The organism is Bacillus pretiosus, assembly GCF_052947655.1.
The window spans coordinates 87,654-100,677 of the sequence record NZ_JBRFUV010000002.1; the positions used below are offsets into that span (position 1 = coordinate 87,654).

Annotated in this window: 14 protein-coding genes and 3 pseudogenes; 13 read left to right on the plus strand and 4 right to left on the minus strand. The window is 30.4% G+C overall.

Annotated elements, in window-relative coordinates; translation table 11 throughout:
- The first annotated feature begins 772 nt into the window (after window positions 1–772).
- The 3 genes and pseudogenes from ACU8YW_RS27690 to ACU8YW_RS27700 all read left to right on the plus strand — a co-directional run bounded on the left by ACU8YW_RS27690 (window position 773) and on the right by ACU8YW_RS27700 (window position 2,016).
- The gene (locus ACU8YW_RS27690) at window positions 773–1,000 is read left to right on the plus strand and encodes a methyltransferase (protein WP_223698861.1); all 228 of its coding nucleotides are present in this window, start codon (window positions 773–775) and stop codon (window positions 998–1,000) included.
- Window positions 1,001–1,142: 142 nt separating this feature from the next.
- A pseudogene (locus ACU8YW_RS27695) lies at window positions 1,143–1,279 on the plus strand (IS4 family transposase); the annotation flags it as partial.
- Complete coding sequence (locus ACU8YW_RS27700) at window positions 1,279–2,016, plus strand: MFS transporter (RefSeq protein WP_446894146.1); 738 nt, start codon at window positions 1,279–1,281, stop codon at window positions 2,014–2,016. The pseudogene ACU8YW_RS27695 and the gene ACU8YW_RS27700, both read left to right, overlap by 1 nt.
- A 451-nt stretch (window positions 2,017–2,467) precedes the next feature.
- Here the strand turns inward: ACU8YW_RS27700 and ACU8YW_RS27705 are convergent, their stop codons facing one another.
- Window positions 2,468–3,019 (minus strand): dihydrofolate reductase family protein, encoded by a 552-nt coding sequence (locus ACU8YW_RS27705; protein WP_426934544.1) that lies wholly within the window; start codon window positions 3,017–3,019, stop codon window positions 2,468–2,470.
- A gap of 214 nt (window positions 3,020–3,233) precedes the next feature.
- Window positions 3,234–4,229, minus strand: coding sequence for a helix-turn-helix domain-containing protein (locus ACU8YW_RS27710; RefSeq protein WP_426934543.1), 996 nt, complete (start codon window positions 4,227–4,229; stop codon window positions 3,234–3,236).
- A 403-nt stretch (window positions 4,230–4,632) separates the two neighbouring features.
- Between ACU8YW_RS27710 and ACU8YW_RS27715 the strand changes: the two genes are divergently transcribed.
- The 4 genes and pseudogenes from ACU8YW_RS27715 to ACU8YW_RS27730 all read left to right on the plus strand — a co-directional run bounded on the left by ACU8YW_RS27715 (window position 4,633) and on the right by ACU8YW_RS27730 (window position 6,941).
- Window positions 4,633–5,805 (plus strand): tyrosine-type recombinase/integrase, encoded by a 1,173-nt coding sequence (locus ACU8YW_RS27715; protein WP_330939162.1) that lies wholly within the window; start codon window positions 4,633–4,635, stop codon window positions 5,803–5,805.
- A gap of 177 nt (window positions 5,806–5,982) precedes the next feature.
- Window positions 5,983–6,168 carry a hypothetical protein gene (locus ACU8YW_RS27720; RefSeq protein WP_330939161.1) on the plus strand — a complete coding sequence of 62 codons (186 nt, stop codon included), beginning with the start codon at window positions 5,983–5,985 and terminating at the stop codon, window positions 6,166–6,168.
- A gap of 32 nt (window positions 6,169–6,200) precedes the next feature.
- Window positions 6,201–6,381: pseudogene (locus ACU8YW_RS27725) on the plus strand (hypothetical protein); the annotation flags it as partial.
- Between the two features lie 341 nt (window positions 6,382–6,722).
- The gene (locus ACU8YW_RS27730; RefSeq protein WP_098133712.1) at window positions 6,723–6,941 is read left to right on the plus strand and encodes an alpha/beta-type small acid-soluble spore protein; all 219 of its coding nucleotides are present in this window, start codon (window positions 6,723–6,725) and stop codon (window positions 6,939–6,941) included.
- 223 nt (window positions 6,942–7,164) lie between these two features.
- Here the strand turns inward: ACU8YW_RS27730 and ACU8YW_RS27735 are convergent, their stop codons facing one another.
- Window positions 7,165–7,482, minus strand: a complete 318-nt coding sequence (locus tag ACU8YW_RS27735) for a 2-acyl-glycerophospho-ethanolamine acyltransferase (RefSeq protein ID WP_088609976.1) — start codon at window positions 7,480–7,482, stop codon at window positions 7,165–7,167.
- 119 nt (window positions 7,483–7,601) lie between these two features.
- On the opposite strand from ACU8YW_RS27735, the gene ACU8YW_RS27740 reads away from it, so the two are divergent.
- Both ACU8YW_RS27740 and ACU8YW_RS27745 read left to right on the plus strand, forming a co-directional pair.
- Window positions 7,602–7,781 carry a hypothetical protein gene (locus ACU8YW_RS27740; protein WP_088609977.1) on the plus strand — a complete coding sequence of 60 codons (180 nt, stop codon included), beginning with the start codon at window positions 7,602–7,604 and terminating at the stop codon, window positions 7,779–7,781.
- A 260-nt stretch (window positions 7,782–8,041) separates the two neighbouring features.
- A complete protein-coding gene (locus ACU8YW_RS27745; protein ID WP_097890910.1) occupies window positions 8,042–8,803 on the plus strand; it encodes a hypothetical protein in 762 nt (253 codons plus the stop codon).
- A 182-nt stretch (window positions 8,804–8,985) separates the two neighbouring features.
- Here the strand turns inward: ACU8YW_RS27745 and ACU8YW_RS27750 are convergent, their stop codons facing one another.
- Window positions 8,986–9,456, minus strand: a complete 471-nt coding sequence (locus ACU8YW_RS27750; RefSeq protein ID WP_446894140.1) for a DUF5065 family protein — start codon at window positions 9,454–9,456, stop codon at window positions 8,986–8,988.
- Window positions 9,457–9,818: 362 nt separating this feature from the next.
- On the opposite strand from ACU8YW_RS27750, the gene ACU8YW_RS27755 reads away from it, so the two are divergent.
- The 4 genes and pseudogenes from ACU8YW_RS27755 to ACU8YW_RS27770 all read left to right on the plus strand — a co-directional run.
- Entirely contained in the window at window positions 9,819–10,517 is a 699-nt protein-coding gene (locus ACU8YW_RS27755; protein ID WP_330939160.1) for a DUF1963 domain-containing protein, read from the plus strand.
- A gap of 558 nt (window positions 10,518–11,075) precedes the next feature.
- Window positions 11,076–11,501, plus strand: a complete 426-nt coding sequence (locus tag ACU8YW_RS27760) for a DUF4879 domain-containing protein (protein ID WP_426934542.1) — start codon at window positions 11,076–11,078, stop codon at window positions 11,499–11,501.
- 366 nt (window positions 11,502–11,867) lie between these two features.
- Window positions 11,868–12,659: an ADP-ribosyltransferase gene (locus tag ACU8YW_RS27765; protein ID WP_446894141.1), complete on the plus strand. Its 792-nt coding sequence runs from the start codon at window positions 11,868–11,870 to the stop codon at window positions 12,657–12,659.
- Window positions 12,660–12,844: 185 nt separating this feature from the next.
- Window positions 12,845–13,012: pseudogene (locus ACU8YW_RS27770) on the plus strand (zinc ribbon domain-containing protein); the annotation flags it as partial.
- Window positions 13,013–13,024: the final 12 nt, after the last annotated feature.

A 13,024-nucleotide genomic window follows, 5' to 3' on the forward strand; every position in this document is an offset into this window, starting at 1 on the left:
TTTTTATTACGCACATAATCTATTTAGGTTATGTGCTTTTTTGTCGAAATTAACAGAAATAATTTTCAGAAATATTATTGATTAATCACGAAAACTTGATAGTATAGAAATACAGAAAATCACGTTTTCGTGATTGGAGAGGGGGAATATAATGACCGATAAGAAGAATTCTGTAGAAAAAGTTTTTTAAACTCCCCACTTTTCAATGTTTTTACAGCAAGTGAAGCCGAACAGAAGTGGGGATTGGAAAAAGGTACCGTGAGATCGTCTTGTGTACGCGGTAAATTAAAAAATTAAGTAGAATTAGGGTTAGTCAAGAAGTCAGGGAATACATGGCTTCTGACTAAAGGGGTTATGACTGAAGTATACGGATTTCAAAAGAATTAGGGATCTATAAACCACAAGAAATACCCATTAAAAATAGACATAAAAAAGCCCCCACCACCGCCAAGTAAGTAAGGGCTTTTCCAGATACATTATAAAAGAAAGGCTGATTCTAGATTACAATTAGCTACCTAAAAACTCATCACAGCAAGAATATTTTATCATATTTAACTAAAAAAGAAAATTATTATAAAAACCAATTTAAATAAACGATATAATGTCACTTGTAAATGGTTTATAGATAATTGTATTACCTCACAAATTTGCTTCTTCGGTACATTTGAAATATCTATTTTTATGGTTGTAGCTACATATATAATCTCTGGAATATATTTTGGGTTTTAATTCTAATATCTTTCAACCTATATAATTGAGGAGGAACTATTTGATGAATAAAAAATCTGTAAATGTAAAAATTGGTGATTCTGTACAATTCAGTTATCGTCATGATTCGTCAGTAACACTAATTGGTTCGGTAGTTAATGTATTAACTAATACCATTATTGTGGATGTCTCAGATTCTTCAAATAAGATCCCTGGACTAGAAAATCGGCAACTAGTAAAGTTGGGTCAGTTTAAAAAAATTTGTAAACAAGATTTGTTCTTAGCGCAATAATTTCCCCTTATAACTAATTCCTTTCAAAAATACAATTTATCTACATCTAACATATGTCAATACGATTGTAGAAGATTTAAAATGCATATTTTAAATTTGGATTTCTTTGCCCATCCCTTCGAGGGGATGGGCAAAAACAACTTCTTCGACAATGTTTAAGATGAGAGAACTCCTCTTACGTAAGAAACAGAAAGAGCTAAGTGAATATAAAACGATGTACATAATTAAAGATTATTTTTCAATTTTCACTAAGCATTACAAAAAAACACCCAAGAGCTATATATAATTACCCAGGTGTTTTCTGGCTACTTGTAGCAGTATCTATAATTCTATTTATTACTAATTGGTTATATTTCCCTGAAGATCGTATGGGGAGTAAAAAAGAATTTAGTGGAAAAACACTTATATCTCACTATGTTTCTATATTTAAAAGCAAAGTGGGAAGCTCCATATTAATATTAAGTTTCTTTGCATTTTTTCTTTATTTCTCCTTCATTGTTTACTTACCAATTTTATTAACAGGTCATTATCAATTAAGTTTACAGGTAGTGGGTTTACTTTACTTACCAATGGCTATAAGTTTAATAATTGGCAGTATGACTTTTAAAAAAATTCAATCAAAAATTTCACAAAAAAATCTTTTTATAACTGGAAATATAGTCTTAGCTTTAAGCGTAATATTATTTGCTGTGACACACTCGAATACTTTAATTGGCGTAACAGTTGCTTTAATTCTCCACGGAATATCAATTGGTATCCTCACTCCTTTATTTGCTACTATGATTGCAAATGAATTTGAACATAATAGAGGAAGTGCAATGGGAATGTTTAACTTTATTAGATATATGGGAATGGCTGTCGGACCAATTGTTTCGGGATTATTATTAGCACATTTCAAGCCTACAGTTGTATTTTCTCTATTTGGCGGATTTTTTATTTTTCTTTCTTTTGGCATGCTTATGCGGATTAGTAAGAGATCTATTAAAATCGTACCAAAACAAGAAAATCTAAAATAAGAAAATGATTTATTATAAAGAATTAATAGTATATAGACTGTATAGTTAAAACATTATTCATAATAATATTATGGTAAACTAAATGGTAATCTTGTTCATAATAAAATGTGTAATATATTGTTTCTTTTTAATTTTGAATAAGGTAATTAGAAATTTCAATAAGAGAAATTAGATTTAGTTAAGTAATAAAAAAGTGTAGAAAGGTTTTATTGTAAAAAGACAATAAAGTTATTTAATTTTAAAACCTAAAACAAGCATAACCCCGTTCTAAATTTAGAGCGGGGTTATGCTTGTTTAATTTTCGATATAAGATACTTCACTGTTCTTAAAGATATAACAATAGAGTCGTTTATAAATCTATGTTTTATTCAACAATAGCGCCCTTTTATTGAATAATTGGTTGAAATTTTATGTGAAAATTAATTAAAGCCAGTAGTTCTCTAGGATAATCCTAAGTATAAATAATATTGTAAGTCGGTTTGACAACTCCACTAGGGTACTGTTTCATGTCCACTAACTTTAACTTAAGACGCGGCTTTACACTTCCGAATAAAGAAATACCTTCACCGACTATAATTGGATTAACCTTCAGCACCAATTGATCAATGAGTTTATGTTTAATCAACGACCCAGCTAATTCTCCGCCTCCACATAGCCATATTTTACCGTTCCCTTGCTGTTTCAGATTCTTAATAAATTCTATAGCATCACCTTTGATAAGTTCAACCTCTTCGTTTGACTCAAACTGCATGGAGTTGGAAAATATGTAATGTTTTATACCCTTATAGCCAGGTTCACCTGGTTTAGCACCGAATTGAAATCCAAACTCATATGTTTTTCCACCCATCAATACGGCCTCGTATTGATGAATATCTGATAAAAAGTCTGGGACATGATCTCCATCAAATAAAAAGCTAGAATTATTAATATTTCCATCTATCATACCTTGATCTGCAATAAAGTTATCTAGTGAAACTGCAACATGATAAATCAATTCAGCCATTCAGTTATCTCTCCAGTAAAATGAATTACCTAATTAATTCCATAAAATTGATTTCATTTCCTTTTCTTATTAATCAACCTGTCCTGGTTAAATCAATAAGCGTTATTCCATTAAATGGCCAAATTATGGAATAACATGATTGGAGTTTTTAAACAACTTTATTATCTCTGTACATTTATTTCTACGCTTTTTTATTTTAATAACAAATTTATTGCTATTCTAAATTTACCATATAAGATTTTACAGCTTGCAATAGGAATTCTTCCTGTCCCATACCAGTATCCGCTGCCATTTGCACTACTTTTTGCTTGAATTCATGATCTGCATGAAAAGTTAATGGCTCTACATTACTTTTAAAGTAAACTCCTTCTACATGTGGAAGGATCGTACCTGATTTCATATGAGAATGTAAGTATTTAATCTCTTCTTGAAACTGTAATGGATCAACATGTAATACGAAAGGTTTAATTTCTAATTTAATAGTATCAGATGAAATACTCAATCGCATATTTGTGACACCTAGCTCTTTGTAAAATAAATTTATTAGATTATAAGTAATGGAATTAAATAGCTGAGGTTTTTTAAATGAAAAAGATAAATATCCTCGTTTGGTAATTACAACTTGTTTATGGAAAGGTTCAAAGGAGTAATCATGTTCTTTATACGTGGATAGAGGGAAAATTTCTTCGTCTTCTGTAAGAATCTTGCCGTCTGCTCCATTGATTTCTATTACTCTAGCTGTTTTTCCGGTATGTTGATGTGTTAATAATTGATATAAATATATCTCGTCTTCTTGAATTTTAGTAATGAATGTTTTTCGCTCTTTTGATGTAGTTTTTTCATAAGTAAGTTGAAAAGTTTCAAGGTCATCTTTATCAATGATATATACTTCTTTTCCGCGCTTTTCAATCTTTGAAGCAGGTAGTTTTCCAGATTTGATATATGTAAAGACAGTAGATGGTGCTACATTAAGAATTTCAGCTGCTTCTTTTGTACTATAACCTTCAATCTCTTCGATATTTTTTAAGCGTTCAATATCCTCTAAATAGAAAATCTTACTACCGAATTGTTTCCAGTTATCTTTATATACACATTCTATTAATCCGCTTTTTTCTTTCTTTAAAATTGTTTGTACTGTTACTCCTAATAAGTCGGCTGCCTCTTTTGTCGTTACAGTAGGTTTTGTAATGAACAATAAATCTTGTGTCATGCAAGGACACCTCCATAACTATTGTTTGCTAGTATTTTAGATATGTATATATCATATCAGAATATGAGATATATTTAAAATGTGAAATAGAATTTATTAAAGTTCTTATAAATTTTTATAGTTTAAAAGCATTTGTAATTTGATTTGTATTTTAATTTGTTTTTAAATTTAATTTTATTATAAAAGGTATTTAAAACCTAAGATATTAGCTATTAAACGATATCTATTTACTAATAAATTATAAAAAAATATAAGTATAAGATAATAGAGAAGAATGTAGGATTCTTACAGAAAGAAAATGATTTATCATTTGTATAATTAATAGAAGTAAAATAAAATGATAAGTAAGGATAATAAAGAGAATTATATTCATAATCTTCAATAGGAGAGGTGAATTCGAAATATGGATAAACAAAATGAAAAAGAGAACTTACCTATAACAATGAATCAAAGTGAAGATATAGATACATATGTAGAAAATATAAGATATATGGTTCCATTCCTGCATGATAGTCGTTATGTAGATAAGGTGGAAGAAAAGATGGAGGTTGCAGAAAAAGAGGGAAAGAGTAAATATACGTACTTACGTGATCTGGAAGTTATTTATCATTTCGTACATTTACAAAAAGATATGGATGAGAAGAAGAATAGAAAAGAGGATACGAAAAAGAGTTATGTTTCTGAAATCTTATCATTTTGTCAATGCATGGTGCAGCATGCAGAAGAATTCGATTTGAATGGGGAAGAGGTACAGCAAAATGACTCTTTATTAAAAACATTGCAGCCTTGGCATATTCGTAAATATAATGCTTGGTTGAAGCAGGTAGAGAACGGTAGGGATGGGGATACGTACGCGGTCGCAACACTTGCCAAAAAATCAGTACTTATACGTTCTTTTCTAAAACACCTTTATGTATTTGCTTATATTAAAAGACCTCTTCATGAAGAACTGCAGCGTGCAAATGTAAATGAACAGGATCGGCCAAATCGGGACCTATCCTATGATGAAGTAATGAAAATTTTAGGGTTTTATAAAGAACAAGGTCATTTAGTAAACTATACAATTTTACTATCTCTAGCAAGTACCGGTGCAAGAATTCAGGAATTGTGCACCGCGAGAGTGAAAGACTTACATTATGACGGAAAGTATTGGTTAAAAGTCACAGGAAAAGGGGATAAAGTACGTGAACTTTTCATTCCTGAGCATTTATTCCAATGTATTAGCGAAATGAGACGGAGAAGAGGATTTCAAACGATATTGGATCGGGGAGATGAATGTCCTTTATTCGTAAATCAAAGAGGGAATTTTTATAATCCGAAAACGTTATCAAATCAGGTAACAGACATGATAAAAAAGACAAATTTAGATTTCTTAAAGTATCGTGAAAATCCTGTAACGGCACATACATTCCGTCATGCATTTGCAATCATGGCAGTTGAACAAGGAAACGCGGATCTATATCACTTAATGCAAACACTAGGTCACGAAAATATCCAAACAACAAAAATCTATTTAGAGAAGCATATGAAAAGAAAGAATAATGTGGGTACTTCATTTGCGGATATGTTGGTATGAAATTTAAATATAAAATTCTTGTTTAATTATGTATTTTTTATATGATTAACATGGGATATCACCAATAATTCGCGGGTTTTGTACGGCAATACCTAACCATTGAATAGGAATATTTAGTAGGCTATTATAAATGTAGAAATTCACGAGGAATATTCTTTAAAGGAGAGTGATTACTTTATGTTAAGAAAATGGATAAATAAAGCAAAAGAACCTAAATGTATTCATAAATATAACTTTATTAAAACTCAAGATAGTGAAAATTTTAAAACAGGACAGATGGGTACAGCTAGTTTTTATAAATGTGAAAAGTGTGGAAAAGAAAAGATCGAATATAAATATAATAGTGACTATTGGAATATTTAAAGTAAATTGTTTAATAAAACAGAGATTTACTAATATGGGTCACTAACTGGCTTACGGAAAATGCATTTCAAGGAACCTTTTATGTACATGAGTTGGTTAGCAGTCTACGTCATTTTAATGATTTACCTTATATTCGCTTCGATTCGTTTAGGCATACGTAACATAAAATATATTAAAGAGAAAATAAGAAAGCGTAGAGCTATAAAAAAATAACGTAAAGAGAGACCGTCCTAACGGGCGGTTTTATTGTTATACTGAAGTGCAATGTAGATTATTTAACATTTGAGGAGGGTTAATTATAGAATACTCAAGAATCTACACATTAAGAAACGACCAAGAAAAATCAATAAAGGTAGAGTCCTGGCGTTCATTTCGAGAAGAAATGAATGTATTAGGAATTCAGGATTTAGATATTTTTCAAGGTCAGTTAGTTGAATATGGGAAAGAGAGAACGAAAAAGAATTCTCCTAAAAATCCTAGAAGAAAATAGTCTACTTACGTATAAATATCATAATTAAGCACATGTTATATACAAATATAGTGGAGGTGCAATTATGAATATTCAAAGACACCAAAGTAATACAAATGAAATTCTTATTTCTGCTGCAGCAAGCGCTATTGAGCAAATGAAGTATGAAATTGCCCGTGAATTAGGAGTTACACTTGGACCTGATACATCATCACGTGCAAATGGCTCTGTCGGTGGAGAAATTACAAAGCGCTTAGTTCGAATGGCTGAAGAGCAATTAACAGGACAATACAGATTACACTAAGATTAAAAAATAAAAGGAAAAGGGTCCCTAAGACGAATTCTTTTCCTTTTATTTGCAAAAGTCCAAAAAACATTTTTAAGAACTTAAAAACGACCACTCAGATTAGTTTGTAAGAGTTTTTATTTGGTTCAACAATACAATAAGTACAAAAACTCATTAAACCCTTTAAAAGTAATCTTAAGACTGTTAAACGTTATTAAACCTAAATTCGCTATTTTTTGTTTTAAGGTGTAGTCTGCAAGAATTCCTCTACAAATTCTAAAATTATAGCATAAGTTAAAAGACCGATTGGTAATAAATTTCCCAATAAAACAAAAATTCTTTTGGTTAAATTCTCTTTACTGAACATTGAAATGACGCTTAAAGGAACAGCAAATAAGGAAGCAAAAAATATAACTGATATAAAAACCTGTAAAATAGATACTATATTTTCATTTGAAGTCATTGCTAACATATATAAGGATATTGGTAGAATTGTAATTGAAGTTAATGCTGTTAAGAATGAAATTTTAGTAAACACCCTCAAATTTTCCCTTTTCAAAAAAATCCCCTCCATTTACTAAAAATAATAATAGATCGATTGGAACTTTGTTACAATGGACATTATACAAAACCATATATTAAGTAACATTAAACTAAACAAAAAAGGAAGTAAAAAGTATGGCTGCATATACTGAAGAGCAATTTATATATTTTACAACTAAATTGAACCAATTGGAGTTTGTAAAAGAGAATCAGGAAACATATTGGGATGAATATAGAAAACTACAAGACTGGCTGCAAGAACAGCAACTAAGTACCAGTTTTATTAGTTGGGTTGAAAAGAGGATGAAGAAATAGTTCTTTATTTATCCTTTAGAAGTATCCATTATATCATGTATTTAATTAATAAATAGGGTAAGTGAGGCATCCAGAGGGATGCTTTTTCTTTTGGCATAGAAATCCTCTTGGTGACTATATTTTAAATATAATTTATAAGCAAGGTACGTGAAATTTAATAATGCGTGTAGAGAGGAGATTACATTTAATACAATTAGGGAAGAATGGCATATAAGATGATGGATTAAATACATTTACTTTTATAAAAATGGAGGAGTGTTATGAACGCAGTTTCTAAAGAGTTTAAGCAGACCATAAACGCATTAAGTGCTGCCAACACATATTTAGATTGCTTAGTACAAACTAAAACGTATCTGCAGTTTCTAATACTTATCATATTTTGTATTATTACAGTCTACCTACCTTTTCCTTCATTTACGCTTAATTATATAATTGAATTAGATATACTAATGCAATACATAATTAAATCCATTTATTTTTCTTTTCCTATTTCATTAGTCTTCCTATTCATAATGCGAGATCAAAGACTTTTGTTTTCTAAAAAAATCACTTTCCAGCAGCTAAAAATTTCTTTTTTCTGTGCTTTCATTATTTATGCTATTATGTTGTTATTTTTAGCCGTACTAATATCTTTTACAACATTCAAAGGAACATCTAATCCTATTGAGAATGAAGGGATTACTAATATGCTTCACAAAACGCCTGGGATTGCAATTCAATTAATCGGAGAGAACATTATGTTTGTATCTATATTGTTCTTTTGGCATAAAATCATACGATCCTTCAAAATAAGCCCCATCGCTTCAATTACAGCCTCTTTAATATTGTCTGGAAGCTCATTTGGGTTACTCCATCTCTCTACGTATAACTATAATTGGGTACAATGTTTAACTATCATTGGGATACCAGCTATCGCTCAAATGATTTTCTTTCTAATATTTAAAAATATTCATATGGGATACATACTTCACTTCAATTACAATTTAATCATTATACTTTTTAGCTATATAGCTTCTATTTAAAATAATTTACCACTGAAAATAAAAGAAAAGGTACCCCTGCTGCAAGGTACCTTTTCTAAGGGGTATAACTCATTAGCTAAGCGGCCGTTGGTCAAGTATACCGCCTAGACTATTACATGAGTTATATTTTTATTATACATTGATCATATCAAAAATATTATCATTAGTGAAATTAACTTTCATTATTTTTTAATTTTAAAGCTGCCACCATAATAATAATTTTCTCCAAGTTTCATAACAACTACATATGATCCTGGCTCATAAACTGATGTAATAGGTGTTACAAATCTACCATAATTATGCTCAGTACCAGTATCATATATTGTTTTATATCTTTGCATATTTACTACTTCATTCTCATCTTCACTTAATCGATATATCTTTACAATACCTTTATCTTTACCGCCTGTATAAATTTTAATGTCCAAAGTATCTCCATGCTTCAATTCACCAACAGCTAATTCTTGTGAAAAATCTGCATTATGATGAAGTAAAAAATAGTTTTGCCATTGCCAGTCATCGAAAACCGGTGATGCTTTCTGTATAAATTGAGATTCAGCAGAAGCAGGTGTAATGCTTCCTGCAGTATAGGAAAATACATTTCCTCCAATAGTTAATGCTCCAATAATAGCTACTTTTCCTAAAAGTTTCATTTTTAAGCCTCCTAGTTTATTAAGAACTATAAAATCTTACTCATGAAAAACAGCTGTCCAATCATTAGATGGTAATATTTTCTATCTAAATTTTAACATATACAGATTTTTCTGCCAATCAACTGATAAAAATATGGGGTAAAATAAAGTTGGATTATAAATACTCTGAAAATCCTTAGTAACTTAGCACTAAAAAGAATCCATTAAAAAAGATTAAGCAAATTTGATTCTGACTCGTAAAATTGCTGCTAGCCGCACCTTTCAAAAGAATCGTTATAACAAAAAACACACATTATTGATACAATATACTTATTAATTGAAATACAGAGAAAACAAAATATAAATTTAGGAGGAGAAATACTTTGGAAATAGTTCAAATTAAGAATATCCTAAGAAAACAAGCAACTCTCTTTCAAACAGGAGGAAAAAGACCTGATTTATCTATAAATGAAAGTTGGATTGGAAGGATTACCTATTCATTACCAAATGAAACTTACCCAATTGACCGCTATCAAGAAAAGATGTATGCGATCATGATGCTTAATTTAACTCAAATACCTTTTGTTCCTGAAGCAGTAAAAGACACGAAAGCCATCGCAGTGTTTCTTTCTCCAAACTTTGCAAAAGACTTATCCAACTTATCAGGAAATTTTTGTATTAGAGAATATGATTCTATAGAGGAACTAGTGCCGAATGAGATGTCACTTACTTTTCCAACTCTAAAGCCTTTCCCCTTAATACCAAAGTTAGTAGTTGATGAATTTCCACAATGGGATACTGAAGATTTTCCTAACAACATACAGGATAGAATTTTAGAACTTGAGAACACAATTGAGATTGACTATTACGAGGATATTTTTGAAGAAAATCATTATATACATAAATTAGGGGGCTATGCTTGCTTTGCCCAATCCGGTATCCAATGGCCCGCGGATTATGAATTTATTTTTCAAATAACAGATGATCCAAAAGCACATTTAAAGATTATTCATGGTGGCGGAATTTATTTTGCTAAAAATAGTAAAACAAATGATTGGGTTGCACACTGTGATTTCTTATAGGAATAAGATATAAAGTAACGTTTTCTTATGTGAAATTTTGCTTAGCTTATATTCTCGTTAAAATGTTGGCGGTATGCCTATAAATACACACTGTAATGGATTAAAAGGAAAAAGAGAATTTACAATAAAGAAATATGTCAGATTAGAGGTGTGAGCTAGACCACCTAGTCTCATTGGTTAAAAGAACTTGAATAAAGTTCTTTTTTTATTTTTAATTAATGCCAATAGTGACACCTCATACCTAGAATTGTTTCCGTATCCCTATAATGGTTCTTTCATTGATAATACTCTAGTTAATAAATATCTTGAAAATAAATTGTTAAATTTATTAATTTGATAACCTAATCCCACAGAGTAGTAAAGGATGAACAATTAGACATGCCTATAATACAATCTACGTAAAAAGGTGAAAATCCTATCTCCTGTGTTGATAAAGCTGTAGAAATATAAAACAGAATATTCTATTTTATATTTCTACAACCTCAAGAGATTTACATATTTAGGAAATAAAGTTATGTTTGTGATGATATACAATAAATGGAGGGAAGGGATCTTATTATGTTTAAAAAAGTAGCATTAGGGATTTCATCGTTAGCAATTACTACATTTTTAGGTTTAGGAATGGCAACAGAGGCATCTGCTGGTCCTGCAGCACCATTATCTTCATTAAACGTTGTACAAGTAGAGTCTGAGCAAGGTGGGGTAGAGACAATCAATACTAATAGCTTTAGTACAACAAGAAACCATGGGGGAAGTTACCTATATATTTACACCAAAGAAATTGGATATGGACAAAATCCAATTGCAAAAATGAATGGTTCAGCAGTAAAGAGTATTGGATCAACTGTAATTGGGGGCAAACCAATTGTTGGTTGGTTTTATAAATGGGATGCATCTGGGCATCAACAGGGGACATTTGAATATCAAAAAACCTCTATTAATTTCCCATTCAATACAATGCGTACTTCACTTTATATACAATAAATAACCAGGGATAAATTGTAGGAATAACTATTAAGATACGAGTTCTTATGAGTTTGTTTATTCTTTGAAATGAATCCTATTTTTATAATTATATTTTTCTTTTGTTTTATAACTGTGTTATCCATTTGTAAAAGTTCATAGTTATGATGGCTTTACGTATCTATATAAACATAATTGTGGAGAATGGATACATCTTACTATAGGGTTCTTTATAGTTTGGCAGAATCAAAGAAATTAAACAGGAAATAATCAAGGACTCTGAGATTTGATACAAACAAATTAAGAAGTGATGTTCAATAAATAAGTTTGTTTCTTTGGTATGGAAACCTTTAATTTTTAAAAATACAGAATAAGAGGAGTATTAATATGAAAAAACAAAGTCTAGCTATAGCTACTATTCTATCATTAGGTTTAACTGTATTTGGTGGTACTACATCTACATTTGCGATGACTGAGCCAAACGATAATGTGACGTTTCAATCTACATCAAAATATATAGGAAATATACCGTCAAAGCCCAAGGACTGTAATAATGTAGATAAATATAAGCTGTGTACAAACAAAGAAGAAGCTGATGCTTGGGGAAAAAAACAATTTAGTAAGTGGAGCAAAGAAGAGAAATCTGCCATAAGAGATTATACAAAAAATGCAAGGCCGTATAATGAATTCTTAAGAACGTATGTGGGTAAATTAGATTCTGATCCTACAATGAAGAAAAAAATTGAATCCTTAGATAAAGCATTAAACAGAAAAGAGGCAAAAGTGAATGACAATATAAAAGCGTATCGGGGGGATGATGCATGGATTTTTGGAAAGGGGTATGATAACTCCATAATAAAAAATGGCAAGGTTGATAGGGAGAAATTCAAGGAAATACAAAAAAAATTCCAAGGAAAAACAATAACAGAATTTGGATATATAAGCACTTCTATACTTATTGATGCCGGATATGCCAAAACAAGACCAGTTATGACAGAATTTAAGGTAGGTTCTGGGACTCATGGTGCGTATATGAATTCAGATGACTTGACTGCGTATCCAGGGCAATACGAATTATTATTGCCAAGAAATACCGTCTATAAAATTGAAAAAATATATATAGCTATAGATAACAATACTCAAAAAGAACAAATAAAAGTGGAGGCTACAATTAAATAAATCTAATGAAGTTAAATTTTTAAAAATATAGTGATTCAGAATAACTATATAAATCCGAATACGCATGTAAATAATCCAAATAAAAACCGTAAGGATTTCTAATCTTTACGGTTTCTATCATTTTAGCCAAGAAGATTCCTTCCTCAAGGAGCGTGAAGGGTCACAGTTTCGAACTATGTTGGAATATATGTTCTTGTTGTGGATATCAGAACAAAGACGTTAAAAATCTAAACTTACGTAAATGGGACTGTCCTTCTTGTCGTACACACCATGATAGGGATATTAACGCAAGTATCAATATAAAGAATGAAGCAATAAGACTTCTAACCGCAGGGGCTGCGGGGTTAGCCTAATCAATTAGAGTT

Bases quoted from the DNA above. Each gene is read 5' to 3' on its own strand.
- ACU8YW_RS27690 (WP_223698861.1), top strand. From the start codon at position 773: ATGAATAAAAAATCTGTAAATGTAAAAATTGGTGATTCTGTACAATTC.
- ACU8YW_RS27705 (WP_426934544.1), bottom strand. From the start codon at position 3,019: ATGGCTGAATTGATTTATCATGTTGCAGTTTCACTAGATAACTTTATT.
- ACU8YW_RS27710 (WP_426934543.1), bottom strand. From the start codon at position 4,229: ATGACACAAGATTTATTGTTCATTACAAAACCTACTGTAACGACAAAA.
- ACU8YW_RS27715 (WP_330939162.1), top strand. From the start codon at position 4,633: ATGGATAAACAAAATGAAAAAGAGAACTTACCTATAACAATGAATCAA.
- ACU8YW_RS27720 (WP_330939161.1), top strand. From the start codon at position 5,983: ATGTTAAGAAAATGGATAAATAAAGCAAAAGAACCTAAATGTATTCAT.
- ACU8YW_RS27730 (WP_098133712.1), top strand. From the start codon at position 6,723: ATGAATATTCAAAGACACCAAAGTAATACAAATGAAATTCTTATTTCT.
- ACU8YW_RS27740 (WP_088609977.1), top strand. From the start codon at position 7,602: ATGGCTGCATATACTGAAGAGCAATTTATATATTTTACAACTAAATTG.
- ACU8YW_RS27745 (WP_097890910.1), top strand. From the start codon at position 8,042: ATGAACGCAGTTTCTAAAGAGTTTAAGCAGACCATAAACGCATTAAGT.
- ACU8YW_RS27750 (WP_446894140.1), bottom strand. From the start codon at position 9,456: ATGAAACTTTTAGGAAAAGTAGCTATTATTGGAGCATTAACTATTGGA.
- ACU8YW_RS27760 (WP_426934542.1), top strand. From the start codon at position 11,076: ATGTTTAAAAAAGTAGCATTAGGGATTTCATCGTTAGCAATTACTACA.
- ACU8YW_RS27765 (WP_446894141.1), top strand. From the start codon at position 11,868: ATGAAAAAACAAAGTCTAGCTATAGCTACTATTCTATCATTAGGTTTA.